General features: G+C 71.9%; 13 protein-coding genes. 6 read left to right on the top strand and 7 right to left on the bottom strand.

Going from position 1 to position 15,120, the window contains the following annotated elements:
- Positions 1-13 precede the first annotated feature (13 nt).
- Entirely contained in the window at positions 14-2,521 is a 2,508-nt protein-coding gene (locus ACFQPD_RS06490) for a hypothetical protein (protein WP_385899567.1), read from the bottom strand.
- Complete coding sequence (locus ACFQPD_RS06485) at positions 2,518-5,178, bottom strand: MMPL family transporter (RefSeq protein ID WP_385899565.1); 2,661 nt, start codon at positions 5,176-5,178, stop codon at positions 2,518-2,520. The genes ACFQPD_RS06490 and ACFQPD_RS06485 overlap by 4 nt, the downstream gene beginning before the upstream one ends.
- A gap of 104 nt (positions 5,179-5,282) precedes the next feature.
- Between ACFQPD_RS06485 and ACFQPD_RS06480 the strand changes: the two genes are divergently transcribed.
- Genes ACFQPD_RS06480 through galE form a run of 3 tightly spaced genes read left to right on the top strand, consistent with a single transcriptional unit; the run spans position 5,283 to position 7,550 of the window.
- Positions 5,283-5,873 carry a TetR/AcrR family transcriptional regulator gene (locus ACFQPD_RS06480; protein ID WP_385899564.1) on the top strand — a complete coding sequence of 197 codons (591 nt, stop codon included), beginning with the start codon at positions 5,283-5,285 and terminating at the stop codon, positions 5,871-5,873.
- Entirely contained in the window at positions 5,870-6,493 is a 624-nt protein-coding gene (locus tag ACFQPD_RS06475; RefSeq protein WP_068752365.1) for an MBL fold metallo-hydrolase, read from the top strand. The genes ACFQPD_RS06480 and ACFQPD_RS06475 overlap by 4 nt, the downstream gene beginning before the upstream one ends.
- A gap of 34 nt (positions 6,494-6,527) precedes the next feature.
- On the top strand, positions 6,528-7,550 hold the full coding sequence (gene galE, locus ACFQPD_RS06470) for a UDP-glucose 4-epimerase GalE (RefSeq protein ID WP_385899561.1): 1,023 nt from the start codon (positions 6,528-6,530) through the stop codon (positions 7,548-7,550).
- 33 nt (positions 7,551-7,583) lie between these two features.
- On the opposite strand, the gene ACFQPD_RS06465 is transcribed toward galE, so the two are convergent.
- Positions 7,584-7,709 carry a hypothetical protein gene (locus ACFQPD_RS06465; RefSeq protein ID WP_385899560.1) on the bottom strand — a complete coding sequence of 42 codons (126 nt, stop codon included), beginning with the start codon at positions 7,707-7,709 and terminating at the stop codon, positions 7,584-7,586.
- A gap of 134 nt (positions 7,710-7,843) precedes the next feature.
- On the opposite strand from ACFQPD_RS06465, the gene ACFQPD_RS06460 reads away from it, so the two are divergent.
- Together ACFQPD_RS06460 and ACFQPD_RS06455 are read left to right on the top strand one after the other, a co-directional pair.
- Positions 7,844-9,055, top strand: coding sequence for a sensor histidine kinase (locus tag ACFQPD_RS06460; protein ID WP_385899558.1), 1,212 nt, complete (start codon positions 7,844-7,846; stop codon positions 9,053-9,055).
- Positions 9,052-9,705, top strand: a complete 654-nt coding sequence (locus ACFQPD_RS06455) for a response regulator transcription factor (RefSeq protein WP_068752368.1) — start codon at positions 9,052-9,054, stop codon at positions 9,703-9,705. The genes ACFQPD_RS06460 and ACFQPD_RS06455 overlap by 4 nt, the downstream gene beginning before the upstream one ends.
- A 7-nt stretch (positions 9,706-9,712) precedes the next feature.
- Here ACFQPD_RS06455 and ACFQPD_RS06450 read toward each other — a convergent pair whose 3' ends face one another.
- Positions 9,713-11,038: an MFS transporter gene (locus tag ACFQPD_RS06450; RefSeq protein WP_385899556.1), complete on the bottom strand. Its 1,326-nt coding sequence runs from the start codon at positions 11,036-11,038 to the stop codon at positions 9,713-9,715.
- Between the two features lie 15 nt (positions 11,039-11,053).
- A complete protein-coding gene (locus ACFQPD_RS06445) occupies positions 11,054-12,244 on the bottom strand; it encodes a TerC family protein (protein ID WP_385899555.1) in 1,191 nt (396 codons plus the stop codon).
- A gap of 163 nt (positions 12,245-12,407) precedes the next feature.
- Here ACFQPD_RS06445 and ACFQPD_RS06440 point away from each other — a divergent pair, with 163 nt between their 5' ends.
- Positions 12,408-14,312: a penicillin-binding transpeptidase domain-containing protein gene (locus ACFQPD_RS06440; protein ID WP_385899554.1), complete on the top strand. Its 1,905-nt coding sequence runs from the start codon at positions 12,408-12,410 to the stop codon at positions 14,310-14,312.
- Between the two features lie 16 nt (positions 14,313-14,328).
- Here the strand turns inward: ACFQPD_RS06440 and ACFQPD_RS06435 are convergent, their stop codons facing one another.
- Together ACFQPD_RS06435 and ACFQPD_RS06430 are read right to left on the bottom strand one after the other, a co-directional pair.
- Positions 14,329-14,703 (bottom strand): DMT family transporter, encoded by a 375-nt coding sequence (locus tag ACFQPD_RS06435; protein WP_385899552.1) that lies wholly within the window; start codon positions 14,701-14,703, stop codon positions 14,329-14,331.
- The gene (locus tag ACFQPD_RS06430) at positions 14,700-15,014 is read right to left on the bottom strand and encodes a DMT family transporter (protein ID WP_385899550.1); all 315 of its coding nucleotides are present in this window, start codon (positions 15,012-15,014) and stop codon (positions 14,700-14,702) included. Before ACFQPD_RS06430 ends, ACFQPD_RS06435 begins: the two co-directional genes overlap by 4 nt.
- Positions 15,015-15,120 lie beyond the last annotated feature (106 nt).

Genomic DNA, 15,120 nt, shown 5'->3' with positions numbered 1-15,120 from the left:
GGGCTCACTTCCGTTAACCTCCGACGGTAGATACCGTCGCGGTGCGGCGACGGAACTGTTCCGCGCTGAGGCGCCGCCGCGCGGAGACCGCGAGCACCGACGCGCCCAGCGCGACGACCGCCATCAGCACGGCGGTCGCGGCCAGCCCGATCTCACCGGAACCGCCCCCCAGCCAGGCCCGAACCAGCAGCAGACCGTTGTGCAGGGGCGAGACGAACGTCACGGGCGCGAGCCACGACACGGCCGACGACAGCCCGAGCGCCACCGTCACGACGAGCAGCAGCACGGAGATCGCCCGGCCCGCGTGGCCGAACCAGCCGGCGAGGGCGTGGTTGGCGAACACGAACGACGCACCCATGACGGTCAGCAGCGCGGCCAGCGCGAGCGTCGTCACGAACCCGGCCTCCAGGACCACGCCCCCGACGAGCCCGAGCACGACGCCCTGGGCCGCGACCACCGCGAGCGGCAGCCACATCGTGCGGGCCCACAGCACGACGCTCGGCGCCCGCGACGACACCACGTCCCGCGGCACCGGCCGGGCTACGACCCACGCGCCCAGCGCCCCGAGCCACAACGCGGAGACCAGGAGCAGCGTCACGGCGGGGACGCGGGAGGACTGGACGAGGTCGTCGGCGCGGTCCACGGGGGACGCGACGACGGTGGCCAGCCGTTCGCGGTCCGCGGCCGAGTAGCTGGGCACCTGCTCCGCGCCCTTGGCGAGCTCGGTGGCGAAGGTGTCGACGCCGTCGTCGAGCTGCGCCGCGCCGTCGGCGAGCTGGGCGAGGCCGTCCGCGAGCTGCGCCGTGCCGTCCGATGCGGACGCGACACCCTCGGTGTACTGCGTGACGCCGGCGGCGAACGTCGCGGCGCCGGTCTCCAGCTGTCCGACGCCGTCGCTCAGTTGGCCGGCCCCCGTGGCGAGCTCCGAGGCGCCGTCGGCGAGCTGGTCCGCGCCGTCGCTGAGCTGGGCCACACCGGCGGGGAGGGCACCGATCTCCTCGTCGAGCTGCTGGATGCCCGCGTTGAGCTGGGTCGCGCCCGACGAGATGGCCGGAGCGTTGTCGACGATGGGCTGGGCCTCGGTGGCGAGGGTGTCCGCCCCGTCGCGCAGCTGGGTGAGCCCGGCCTTGAGCGTGCCGAGCTGGGCCTCCGTCTGGGCGGGGAGCTCCGTCACGAGCTGGTCGACCCCGTCGGACAGCTGCCCGGCGCCCACGGCCAGCGCCTCGGCACCCTGGACGAGCGACAGTCCCGTGGTGGGGTCGGGGGTGTTGAGGGCGGCGGAGGCCGCCCCGGTGCCCGCCTGGAAGCCGGCGCCCACGCCCGCCGCCGCGCCGGCGGCGAATGCCTCCCTGAGCATGTCGCAGGTGGCGGCGTCGGCCTCACACGGGAATCCGGCCGCGATCTGGCCCGAGATGGCGGTGACCTCCGCCGGGGCCGGCACGGCGCCCGAGGCGAAGCCCTGCATGGCCGCGTCGACCTGCCCGATGCCGCCCGACACGCCCTCGGCGCCCGCCGCGACACCCGCCGCGCCGTCGGCCAGCTCCTGCAGCTGCGAGAAGTCCTGCGGCTGGTCCAGCCCCGCGACCACCTGATCGAGGCCGTCGCGCAGCTGCGCCACGCCGCCGATGGCCTGCGCGGCACCGTCGGCGAACTGCGGCAGGCCGCCCAGCAGCTGGTCCGCGCCGTCGGCCAGCTGTCCGACCCCGTCGACGAGTTCGGGCGTCCGGGCCGCGAACTGGTCGACGCCGTCGGCGTACTGCCGCATGCCGGACGCGAGCTGACCGGCGCCGTCGGCGAGCTGCGCCGCGCCGTCGCCCAGCTCCCCGACCCCGAGGACGAGCTGGTCCCCGCCGTCGGCGAGGCGCGGCCCGTTGTCCGCCAGCAGCGTCATGCCGTCGGCGAGCTGGTTGGCCCCCTGTGACGCCTCGAGGGTGCCGTCGGCGAGCTGGCCCGACCCGTCCGCGAGCTGGCGCGCGCCGTCGACGATGGTGGTGAACTGCTCGCCCACGGTGTTGAACCCGACGTAGATGCCGTCGAGGTAGCCCTCGGTGAGCGTGTCGTTGATGGTCTCGGTGGCGAGGCGGGCCACCTGTTGCGCCAGCTGGGCGTCGGTCACGGGGGCGTTATCGCTCACCTCGACGTCGATGGTGGCCTGCTGCGCCTGCGCGGCGTCGTTGGCGGAGAAGGAGGTCGCGGCGGCGGAGAAGCCCTCCGGGATGGTCACGACGGCGGCGAACTCCCCCGAGCGAAGCCCCGCGGCGGCGCCGGGGACGTCGGCGAGGGTCCAGGAGACGTTCTCACCGTCGCGTTCGAGCATGGCGGCGGCGAGCTGGCGGCCCATGGGGATGAGCTGCCCGTCCACCGTGACGGCCTCGTCGAGGTTGACGACCGCGGCGTCGATCCGCTCGGCGTCCGGCCGGGTGAGGCCGATGAGCGCCGCCACCGTGAGGAGGGGGATGAGCGCCAGGGCGATGATCGCCGGCCAGGTGACGCGGCGTCCGGACTGGGTGTCGGGGGTCATGCCCTGGTCTCCTCGTGGGCGGCCGACGGCGCCGCGAAGACGCCGTCGAGCTGGTGGTCGGTGAGGTGGTCCTCGACGGCGGCGCAGAGGACGACGGCGCCGTCGCCGCGGACGCGGTCCATGAGCGAGTCGAGCGCGGCATGCGCCTCGGGGGAGGTGATGAGATCGACCGAGTCGATGAAGACGACCTTGCCCGGGCGCATGGCGGCCAGCGCCCGCGCCGGGTCGTCGACGTGGGCGAGGTCGAGGTAGCTGACGCGACGCCGGGCCGCCCCCGCGGCCTCGGGCAGCAGCGCTCCGGCGACTCGGGCGCGCCCCCCAGTGGTCTCGAGCCGCCCGCTCAGCGCGAGCGCGGCGCCCGTGCGGGCCCCGGTGGGGCCCACCATGCCGATGACGTTGCCCGGCACGAGCCGCAGGTCGAGCGGGCCGACGACGCCGGCGACGGCGAGTTGGTCGGCGAACAGGACGGACCCGTCGCCGGGCCAGTCCTTGAGGGCCATCTCGGTGCTGAGCACCTCCCCCTCGACGTCGAACGTGGGAAGGATGCGGTCCAGCCAGGCCGGCAGCCACCAGGCCTTCTCGCCCAGCAGCGTCAACACGGCGGGGACCAGCGTCATCCGGACGAGGAAGGCGTCCACCGCGACCCCGACCGCGAGCGCGAACGCGATGGCCTTGATGGCCCCCATCCCCTCGGGGACGAAGAACGCGAAGACGGCGATCATGATGATGGCGGCCGCCATGACGACGGGCCCGGAGGCGACGAAGCCGCCCCGGATGGCCTCGAGCGGGCTCTTGCCGTGCACGTACTCCTCGCGCATGCGGCTGACGAGGAAGACCTCGTAGTCCATGGCGAGACCGAACAAGATGCCCATGAGCAGGATGGGCAGGAAGGAGATCACGGGCATGGGCCGCTCGAGGTTCACGACCTCCTTGGCGACGCCGTAGTTGAACACGAGAGCGGTGGCGCCGAACGCGGCGCCGACGCTGAGCAGGTAGCCTACGGTCGCCTTGATGGGGACCCAGACCGACCGGAAGACGGCCGCGAGCAGCACCAGGGACAGCCCCACCACGAGCACGCCGAACGGCAGCAGGGCCGCGGTCAGCTTCTCGCTGATGTCGATCTGGACCGCGGTGAGTCCCGTCACGTCGGTCTCGACGCCGTACTCGGCGAGCCAGTGGTCCTGGCGCTCCATCAGCGCCCGGACGAGGTCGGCGGTGGCCGGATCGTCGGGGCCGGTCTCGGGGACCACCTGGATGAGGCCGGTGTCGGCGTTCTGGTTGGGGGTGGCGAGCGGGACCTGGGCGACGCCGTCGATGCCCTCGATGTCGTCCTTGAGGCTGGCCATCAGCCCGAGCGGGTCGGTGGAGCCGATGATGTCGGCCGTGACGATGAGCGGGCCGTTGACGCCGGGCCCGAAGTGCTCGCTCAGCAGGTCGTAGGCGATGCGGGCGGGCTGATCCGGGCGCTGCTGGCCGGCGTTCGGCAGCGACACCTGCAGCCCCAGCACCGGCAGGGTCAGCGCCACCAGGGCGGCCACCACCGTGACGATCGTGGCGACGGGGTGCGTGGTCGTCACCCCGACCCACCAGGCGAACAGCCCGGGACGACGGGCTCCCGACGCCGCGGCGGCGGCACGGGGCTTGGGCCGCATCCGCTCCCCCAGCAGGCCCATGAGCGCGGGCAGGAAGGTGAGCGCGATGACCACCGCGACCGCCACCGTGACGGCGGCGAAGATGCCCATGACGGTGAGGAACGGGATGTTGGCCACCCCGAGCCCGAGCAGCGCGATGAACACCGTGAGCCCGGCGAATACCACGGCCGATCCGGAGGTCCCGACGGCGCGGCCCGCCGACTCCTCGGGGTCCAGCCCGTCGCGGAGCTGGTCGCGGTGCCGCGACAGGATGAACAGCGCGTAGTCGATGCCGACCGCGAGGCCGAGCATGACCGACAGCAGCGGCGTGGTGGAGTTGATGTCGAAGATGCGCGTGAGCAGCAGCATGAGCGCCATCGCGATGCCGACACCCGTCACGGCGGTCAGCAGCGGCAGGCCAGCGGCGATGAGCGAGCCGAGCACCACGGCCAGCACCACAAGCGCGATGATGAGGCCGATGCCCTCGATGATGCTGAGGTACGGCAGTTCGATGTTGTACGCCTCACCGCCCATGCTCACCTGCGTGCCCGCGGGCATGGCGGCCTCGAGGTCGTCGGCGACGTCGGTGATGGGCGCGAGCTGTTCCTCCGTCGGCACCTCGCCCCCGAAGTCGAGGCTGAGCTGGATGATGGCGGCGCGGCCCGAGTCCGAGATCAGCCCGTCGACGTACTCGTTCCACGGCGATGTCGCGGCCTCCACCATCGGCAGGTCGTCGAAGTCGGCGACGGCGGCCTCGATCTGCTCGCGGGACTCGGCCACCTGCTGCCCCTCGGGGGCCACCACGACGGCGAGCGCGGACAGTGCCGCGCCCTGCGGGAACGTCATGCGCAGCTTGTCGAGCGCCTCCTGGGACCGCGACGACGGGATCTCGAAGGCGTTGTTGAACGACCCCATCCACAGGCCGGCGGAGACCCCGAGCAGCGCCAGCAGCGACAGCCACAGCGCGATGACGGTGAGGCGCCGCCGGTAACACCAGCGGCCGACGGCATACAGCCAAGCAGACATCCAGGGGGCCCGATCCGTAGAGTGAGGGACAGCGCGTTAGGCTTCAGGATACAACTATGCATCGGACGTCCCGAACCGCATGAATCAGCGCTGATCGGAGGACCATGTCGGAACCCACGCGACGCCGCGAGGACACCCGGCGACGGCTGGTGCAGGCCGCGATCGAGGAGTTCAGTCGGCGCGGGATCGACGCCACCAGCGTCGAGCACCTGTGTCAGGCGGCCGGGTTCACGCGGGGGGCGTTCTACTCCAACTTCGCGACCAAGGACGACCTGTGCGTCGAGATCATGCGCCACGTCGCGGAGGACCAGGTGGAGCTCTACGGCTCGGCGCTGGCCGACCTGCCTCGGGAGATGACCACCGACGAGATCGTGGTCGGCATCCTCAGCGTCAACCGCACCAGCCCGGACCTGCTGCGCACCCTCATGGAGATCGAGCTGCGCGCGTACCGCGACCCGGAGTTCCGGGCCCGCATCGAGGAGGTCCGCGGCGACGTGTGGCCGCGCTACGTCGAACTCGTCGAACGCGCCGCGGACCGGGCGGGCCTCGAATTCCTCATCGACACGGAGGAACTGCTGCTCATCTTCGAGGCGATCTGGCACTTCCCCCGGACGGCGACCAGCGACCAGCCCGACCCGCGCAACCACCTCATCGGGACCGTAGCCCGGCACCTCACCAGGAAGAAGGCGTCGTGAGCACCACTGTCAGCCGGCTCGTCACTGCCGGGAACTTCGATCCCGTCGGCCCGCCCGTCCACGAGAACAACGTGTGGATCGTGGGCGACGACAAGCACGTCGTCGTCATCGACCCGGCGCACGACGCCGACGCCGTCGCGTTCGCCGTCGAGGACCGGATCGTCACCGCGATCCTGCTGACGCACGGCCACTGGGACCACGTCCGGGCGGCGCTGGCGGTGGCCGCCGAGCTCGGCGCGCAGGTGCACCTCAACCCTGCCGACCTGTTCCTCTGGCGCGAGGAGCACGGCGACGCCGAGTTCGAGCCGCTCCTCGACGGGGACGTGTTCCGCGCCGGCGGGGTCGTCCTCGAGGCGCGGCACACGCCCGGCCACACCCCCGGGTCGACCTCGCTCGTCGCCGAGGACCTGGGGTGCGTGTTCACCGGCGACACCCTCTTCCAGGGCGGCCCCGGGGCCACGCGCTGGCACTACTCGGACTTCGGCACGATCATCGAGTCGATCGAGTCGCGGCTGTTCACCCTCCCCGACGCCACCACCGTCCACACCGGGCACGGCCCCTCCACCACCATCGGCGCCGAGCGGCCGCACCTGGCCGAGTGGATCCGCCGCGGCTGGTGACCCCTCGCTCCCACCCACCCCCGCCCGCCATAGGATGAGAGGCGAGCACTGGGATGGAAGGGAACCTATGAAGGTCTTGATCACCGGCGGCGCCGGGTACATCGGCAGCACCGTGGCCTCGGCGTGCGAGGACGCCGGCCACGAGGTCGTCATCCTCGACGACTTCTCCACCGGTCGCCGCGAGTTCGTGCGCGACCGGGCCGTGTACGAGGGCGACTTCGCCGACGAGTCCCTCCTGGGCCGGATCTTCGCCGAGCATGCCATCGACGCCGTCGTGCACTGCGCCGCCAAGATCGTGGTGCCGGAGTCGGTCGAGATGCCGCTGGACTACTACGAGAACAACGTGGCCAAGACGATCACGCTGCTGCGCGCCATGGACCGCGCCGGCGTGCACCGCTTCCTGTTCTCGTCGTCGGCCTCCATCTACGCCCCCGACGAGAACTTCGTCGTCACCGAGGCCTCCCCGCTGTCGCCCGGCTCCCCCTACGCGCGCACCAAGTACATGGTCGAGATGATCCTCGAGGACTACACCAAGGCCTCGGACATGAAGGTCCTGTCGCTGCGCTACTTCAACCCCATCGGCACCGACCCGCAGCTGCGCTCCGGCCAGCAGCTCGAGAAGCCCAGCCACGTGCTGGCCAAGCTGCTGGAGGCCTGGAGCAAGGGCGAGACGTTCACCGTCACCGGCGTCGAGTGGCCCACGCGCGACGGCTCCGGCATCCGCGATTTCATCCACGTGTGGGACCTGGCGCAGGCACACGTCGCCGCGCTGGAGGGCTTCGACAAGGCCACCGCCGAGTCGTCCTACGAGGTGTTCAACATCGGCACCGGCAACGGCGTCACCGTCAAGGAGCTGGCCGCCTCGTTCGAGGAGATCTCCGGCGACCCGCTGAAGGTCACCTACGGTCCCCCGCGGCCGGGCGACGTCGCGGGCGTGTACACCGTGTCGTCGAAGGCCAAGGACGTCCTCGGGTGGGAGGCGAAGCTCACCGAGCAGGAGGCCGTCCGCGACGCCATCGCATGGCTGCCGGTCCGCAAGGAGATGCTCGGCTACTGAGCAGCGCCCCGGCGCCGCCCCGGCAGCGGTAGATCAGTGGGGGTCGGTCGCCTCGGCCCAGAGGTCGCGGCGGCGGGCGGCCTCGCGGCGGTCGATGATGGTCGACACCGTCGTGATGGCCACGAGGATCCCCAGCAGCCAGAACACCTTGCGCAACATGGGGCCCACTCTAGGCGCAGCTCGGTCTGTCGCGGCAGGGCCGCCGGCGTCAGACCCCGGGGGTGCCGCGGGGCGAGGATCGACGCCGCCGGTCTGATCCCGCGATGCGCGACGCGCCCTAGGCTGGGCGCATCATGGTGAACCTGCAGTGGTCGCGCGACGGCCGCACCCTCTTGGGCGACGGCGCCCTCGCGCTGACCTTCGCCGTCGCGACGGTGCCGCCGCTGCTGGTGAACGAGGACTCCGAGTTCGTCATGCGCTCGCTGCCCTGGTCGCTGCTGATGTGCGGCGCACTGCTGCTGCGCCGGATGGCCCCGCTGGCGGCTCTGACCGCCGTGGGGGCCGCCGGGGTGGGGATGGCAGCCATGCTCAGCACGCCGGTCCCGGCGATTCTGGCGGTCCCGGTCGTCGTGTACAGCGTCGGGCGCTACCAGCGGATGTCGGCGGTGTTCCCCGTCGCTGCGCTCGGGGTCGCGGGCTCCCTCGCCGGCCCGATCACGTGGACCGCGGGCATCCCCGACCCCTACCGCGTGCTGGGCACCACGCTGCTGGTTCTCCTCTGCGCCGCCATCGTCGCGCTGGCCTACCTGTGGGGCCGGTTCCTGCGCGAGCGCGCGCTGACACAGTCGTTGGACCGGGAGATCGTCACCGAGCGCTTCTCGGCGGCCCAGCGCTCGGCCGAGCAGGAGTTGGAGCTGGCGGAGCGCCGCGCACGGGCCGGGGTCGCCCAGGAACTGCACGACGTGCTCGCGCACTCGCTGTCGGTGATCGTGGTGCAGGCGGAAGGGGCGCGGGCGCTCACCGCGAAGCGGCCCGAGGCGGCCGCCGAGGCCCTCGACGTCATCGCGGACACGGGGCGCACCTCCATCGCGGAGGTGCGCCGCATCGTCGCGCTCATGCGCGGCGACGACGAATCGGCCGCCTTCGGTCCCTCGCCGTCGTTGGCGGAGATCCCTGGGCTGGTGGACTCCGCCGGCGGACGGATCACGCTGACGGTCGAGGGTCCGACGCCGATCGTGCCCGAGTCGCTGGGGCTCACGGCGTTCCGCGTGATGCAGGAGGCCATCACCAACGTGCTCAAGCACGCCGGGCCCACCGCGACCGCGGAGGCGCGCGTCGCGTACACCACGGAGCACGTCGACCTGCTGGTCCGCGACGACGGCATCGGGAGCCTGTCGCGGCCGGACGGCACGGGCTCGGGGCTGCGCGGCATGCGCGAGCGCGTCGTGGCGATGGGCGGCGAGTTCCGCGCCGGCCCCCGCCCGGGCGGTGGCTACGAGGTCTGGGCGCGGCTGCCGATGCCGAACCAGTTGGGCAAGAGCTGGCTGAGAGGGGCCACCACATGATCCGGGTGCTGTTGGCCGACGACCAGGCCCTAGTCCGCAGCGGGTTGCGGATGCTCATCGACTCCGCCGACGACATGGAGACCGTCGGCGAGGCGGACAACGGCCGCGACGCCGTCGCGATGGTGCGGACGCGCCGCGTCGACGTCGTGCTGATGGACATCCGCATGCCCGTGATGGACGGCACCGAGGCCACCCGGCAGATCACCGCGCTCGGCGGCGAGACGAAGGTGTTGGTCCTCACCACGTTCGATCTCGACGAGTACGTCTTCGCCGCGATCCGCGGCGGAGCGAGTGGGTTCCTGCTCAAGGATGCGCACCCCGACGAGCTGCTCGGAGCCATCCGGGCGGTCGCCGACGGCGACGCCGTCGTGGCGCCGTCGGCCACCCGGCGCCTGCTCGACCGGTTCGCGCCGCTGCTCCCCCGCACCACGGCCGGCCCCGACCAGCGGCTGGACGTGCTCACCGACCGCGAGCGCGAGGTGCTGCAGGAGGTGGCTCGCGGCGCCAACAACGCCGAGATCTCCGAGCGGCTCTACATGGCCGAGGGCACTGTCAAGACGCACATCGGCCGCCTGCTCAGCAAGCTGGGCGCCCGCGACCGGGTGGGCCTGGTCCTCATCGCGCACGAGTGCGGGCTGCTCGACGGCTGAGGGGCCGTCAGCCCAGGAGGTCCGCGGTCCCCCGCTCGAGATCCCCCGGGGCGAGGCGGGCCGCGCCGGCCAGCATCGCGGCGGCGGCCGCGAGGTAGCCGGCCGCGACCGCCAGGAACGCCGGCGCGCTCAGGCCCGTGGGCGGCAGCGCGACGATCGCCACGAGCCCGGCCGCGACGAAGGCCGCGTTGTAGGCCATGTCGTAGAACGTGAACGCGCGGCCCTTGAACTGCTCCTCGACGTGGGCCTGCACGACGGTGTCGACGCAGATCTTCACCGACTGCACCACGAGCCCGACGGCGAAACCCGCGGCGAAGATCACCGGCCGGGCGGTCGTGAACGCGATACCGGCCGACACGACCGCCCCGACGGTCAGCAGCAGCACGCTCGCGCGGCGCAGCCCGAGCACCCGCACCAGCGCCGGCACCACGGGCGCCGCGACGACGAACCCGGCCCCCGTGAGGAGCCCCCAGACCGTGAGGTCCGCCAGGGCGTCGCCCGGGCGGTCGGCCGGATGCCAGAGGTGGCGGGCCGCGAGGATCACCGCGACGCTGTACAGGCCGAACAGCAGCCGGGTCGCCGCCATCACCGCGAGCGCCAGCACGGAGGCGGGGCGGGCGCGCAGGTGGCGCGCGGCCTCCGCCAGTCCCACCGCGACCCTGCGGATGCCGGGAGCCTCGCCGACCACGTCGGGCCCGAGCGCACCGCGTGGGAAGCCGCGCGCGATCGACACGGAACCCAGGAACAGCGCGGCCGCGATGGCGAAGACGACGGCGTCGGCCTGGTGCGCGGGCAGGACGCCACCGAGCAGGGCGCGGGTCGCGAACCCGAGCACCGCCCCGACGACGACGCCGAGCGGGCCCACCGTCGGAAGGATCGACGACGCGGTCAGGTACTCATCGGGCTCGACGGTGTGCTGCAGCCCCGCCGACAGCCCGGCGAGCATGAAGCGGTTGATGCTCATCGCCACGAGCAGCGCGGTGTAGAGCGCCGCAGCCCACGCCCCCGTCGTCGAGCCGGTGGCGATGATCACCCCGATAAGGGCCGCGAGCACGGTCCGCGCCAGGTCCGAGTACAGGGCGACGTCGCGGCGCGGCCAGCGGTCCAGCAGCGGCGACACGAACGGCCCGACGAGCGTGAACGGCAGCAGGGTGAGGGCGAGGACGCCCGCGATGGCCGCCGCGGTCGGCTGGGACTGCGGGGAGAACAGGATGTAGGAGGCCATGCCGACCTGCAGCGTGCCGTCGGCCGCCTGGCTGACCGTCCGCAGCCAGAGGAGCCGCCGGAACGGGGCGTGGTGCCAGAGCCGCCGGAGCGCGGCGACCATCCGCATGGCGCGGGAACTCGGTCAGCGCCGGGTGGCGTCCGCGTGCATGCGGTGCGCCTTGTCCACCAGCCAGGCGGCGCCCGACTCCTCCATGAGCTCGATGACCTTCTCCTGGTCGAACTTCGTGAGGGTCGCCTCGGCGTCCAGCATGCGCTGGTAGTTGGCCTCGCGCTCGGCCTCGACGCCGTGGTACTCGGTGTGGACGTAGCCGTAAGCCAAGCGGTGGATGGTGTTGATCGCCGTCTTGAGCTTGCCGGTGGGGCTGAGGATCGACGCGAGGACCGTCACCACGAGGATGCCGAGGATGACGCTCAGCGACAGCCCGATCTCGATCTCGTAGACGTTGACGTGCTCGCCGTCGTTGATGAACGGCAGGTTGTTCTCGTTGAGCGCGTGGAGGATGAGCTTGATGCCGATGAAGCCGAGGATGAGCGACAGCCCGTACTTGAGGTAGACGAGTCGGTCCAGCAGGCCGTCGATGAGGAAGTACAGCTGACGCAGCCCCATGAGGGAGAACGCGGTGGCCGTGAAGACGATGAACACGTTCGTGGTGAGGCCGTAGATCGCAGGTATGGAGTCCAGCGCGAAGAGGATGTCGGTGCCGCCGATGGCGATCATGACCAGGAGCATGGGGGTCAGGACGCGGCGGCCGTTCTCGACGGTGAACAGCTTGTCGCCGTCGTAGTGGTCCGTGGTCCGCAGATACTTCTTGGCCAGCCGGATGATGAAGTTGTCGGCGCCCTCCTCCTCGCCGTCCTTCTCGGGCGCCAGCAGTTTGCCGGCGGTGACGATGAGGATGAGGCCGAACAGGTAGAACGTCCAGGAGAACGTCTCGATCATCGCCTTGCCGGCGAAGATGAACGCGGTGCGCGCGATGAGCGCGAACACGATGCCGAACAACAGGACCTTCTGCTGGTCCTCGCGGGGCACGGCGAAGCTGGACATGATGATGAGGAACACGAACAGGTTGTCGACCGACAGCGCCTTCTCCGTGATGTATCCGCCGAAGTACTCCGCGCCCATCTGGGCGCCGCCGAAGACCCACACCATCACGCCGAACAGCAGCGCCAGGCCGACGTAGATTGCCGACCAGACCGCGGCTTCGCGCAGCGTCGGCGTGTGCGCCTTACGGACGTGGAAGAAGAAGTCGAATGCGAGGAGGCCGAGGATGACGACGACCGTGATCGCCCAGACCCACAGGGGTACGTTCAACGTGAAACAGCTCCTATGTCGAGACCGGCGCGCCGAGGCGGACAGCCTCCAGGCACCTTCCCAGGGTACCGGCGCCGGGAAGAGCGACAAACCTCGTCCGGGCCCCGCGCCTCCCCTGGCTTGTCGGGGCCGCCTTGTAGCCTGGGGCCGAACAGGAGGTCTGATGCGACGACTACTGGCGACGCTGCTGGTCACGGCCCTGACTCTCGTGGGCTGCGCCCCCGGCCCGGACTCACCGGAGCCGTCGCCGAGCGACTCGGCGGTGACTCGCGACGACCTGCCCGCGGCGGACGACGCCGTGGCCGCGCTGGCGGCTGCGCTCGCCGCGCAGGACGTGTCCGCGTTGCCGATGGTGCGCCCGGCCGCCGACGCGCAGGCGGACCTGACGGAGATCTTCGCCGGCATGGACGGCATCGTCCCGGCGGTCACCGCCGGGCCCATCGCGTACGAGGCCACCGACGACGTCGCTGTCGCCACGCTGACCATGGACTACCCGCTCGGCGTCGACGGCTGGACCTACACCACGGAGGCCCGGTTCCGGTACGCGGGCGACCAGTGGCGCGTGGACTGGGAGCCGACGATCGTCCACCCGGACCTCACCCCGCAGACCAGGCTCCGGCACACCCGCCAGGAGGCCAAGCGGGCCCCGATCAACGACCGCGAGGGCATCGCCATCGTCGAGGAGGGCGCCATGTACGAGGTCGGCCTGGACAAGGGCGCCGTCGATCAGGCCGAGTGGGAGACCGCCGCCGCGGACCTGGCCGCGCTCCTGAAGGTGGACGCCGCCGCCTACACGCGCAAGGTCCTGGCCAACGGCCCCAAGGCGTACGTGGTCGCCGCGACGATGCTGCAGGCCGAGATCCCGGCCACCATCACGACCGTCCCCGGCGTCCTCGTCCGCGAGATCTCCGCCATCATCGGGCCGGGCGGGTCGTTCGCGGCGCCGCTCCTGGGCAGCGTCGGGGCACCGACCGCGGAGATGATCGCCGAGTCGGAGGGGACGCTGACCGAGCTGGACCGCGTCGGCCTGAGCGGCCTGCAGTCCCGCTACGACGACCAGCTGCGCGGCGTCCCCGGCATCCGGATCGACGCCGTCGCCCGAAAGTCAGCCGCCGGGGCCAGCGCATCCCCGGTGCCCGAGACGACGCTCTTCCAGCAGGACCCGAGCGTCGGCACGGGCATCACGCTGACCCTGGACCGGGACCTACAGTCGAAGGCCGAGGAGATCCTGAGCGGCCAGGCGGGCATAGCCGCGCTCGTGGTGCTGTCGGTGGCCGACGGTGCGGTGCTCGCCGCCGCCCAGTCACCGGCCGGGGGCACCTACCCGCACGTGACCTTCGGCAAGTACGCGCCCGGCTCCACCTTCAAGGCCGTCTCCGCCCTGGCGATGCTCCGGTCCGGGATGACGCCCACCTCCACCGTCAACTGCACCCCCTCGCTGACCGTGGGCAGCTACACCTTCGGCAACTACTCCGGCTACCCGTCGAGCGCCCTGGGCCGCATCCCGCTCACCACAGCGTTCGCGCAGTCGTGCAACACGGCGTTCGCGGCCGCCGCGTCGTCGATCAGCGGCGAGCAGCTCCACGCGGCGGCGGCGTCCCTGGGGGTGGGCACGGAATACGACGTCGGCTTCACGTCCAACTTCGGCACCGTCGAGCCGGGCAACTCGATCGACCGGGCGGCGTCGATGATCGGTCAGGGGCAGGTCACCATGTCGCCGCTCGGCATGGCCACCGTGGCCGCGTCGGTCGCGGCCGGCAAGACCACGCTGCCGTGGCTCGTGCAGGGCACGCAGGCCTCCCCGACGGCGGCACCGCTCAGCGCCGCCGAGGCGCAGGGGCTGCGCACCATGATGGAGGCGACGGTGTCGTCCGGCACCGGGCGCTCGCTGCAGGGCCTCATGAAGGGCGCCAAGACCGGCACCGCCCAGTGGGGCGAGACGGGCAAGCTGCAGACCAGCGCCTGGATGATCGCCTACAACGACACGTACGCCGTCGCGTCCTTCGTCGAGGTCGGCGGCTCGGGCGGCACCACGGCGGCGCCGCTCATCACGGCGCTGTTCCGCTGAGACCGCACCGTGGCCGTCAGAGCGACGGCGCCGGTCCTGCGGGGCGGGCGCCGTCGTCGCGTCCGCCGTCGAGGCGTTTGAGGCCGACGACGCACGCGACGATCCCGGCCAGGAACAGCGCCTTCAGCCAGGACAGGGCCTCCGCGCCGACCGCGACCGAGTACCCGACCGTGAGCACGGTGCCGACGCTGGTCCAGACGGCGTACGCGGTGCCGGTCGGGATGTGGCGCATGGCGTAGGCGAGGCCGACGGTGGACAGCGCCGTCGCCACGACGAACACGACGGTGGGCAGCGGACGTGTGAAGCCGTCGCTGGCGGAGAGCGCGTTGGCCCACACCGCCTCCAGGACGGAGCTGACGAGCAGGGCCGGCCAGGCCCACCGGGCGGTCATGCGACCACCTTCAGCCCCACCACGCACGTGACGATGCCGACCAGGAGGAGCACCTTGGCCAGGCTGACCGGCTCCACGCGCGTGAGCATGGCCCAGGCGACGGTGAGCGACGCCCCCGTCGCGGTCCAGACCGCGTGGGCGGTGCCGGTCGGGAGGGTGTTCAGCGCGATCCCCAGGCCCACGAGGCTGAGGACGGCCCCGACGACGAAGACGACGGTGGGGAGGGGGCGGCGTAGACCGTCGGAGCGGCCGAGGGCCGTGGCCCAGACGGCCTCGAGAACGCCCGAGCCGAGGAGGATGACCCATTCCATGACAAGTTCCCTTTCCAGCTGTGGTTCTGACGCCCGCCTTAGCTCCCGACGCCCGCCTTAGCTCCCGACGCCTGCCTTGCGTCCGACGCCTGCCTTAGCTCTTGAC

Origin of the sequence: Tessaracoccus sp. O5.2 (assembly GCF_964266725.1) — a bacterium.
GTDB classification, from domain to species: Bacteria; Actinomycetota; Actinomycetes; order Propionibacteriales; family Propionibacteriaceae; genus Arachnia; species Arachnia lapidicapta.
The sequence above is the reverse complement of the archived record's forward strand: the minus strand, read 5'-3'. Positions and strand labels throughout refer to the sequence as shown.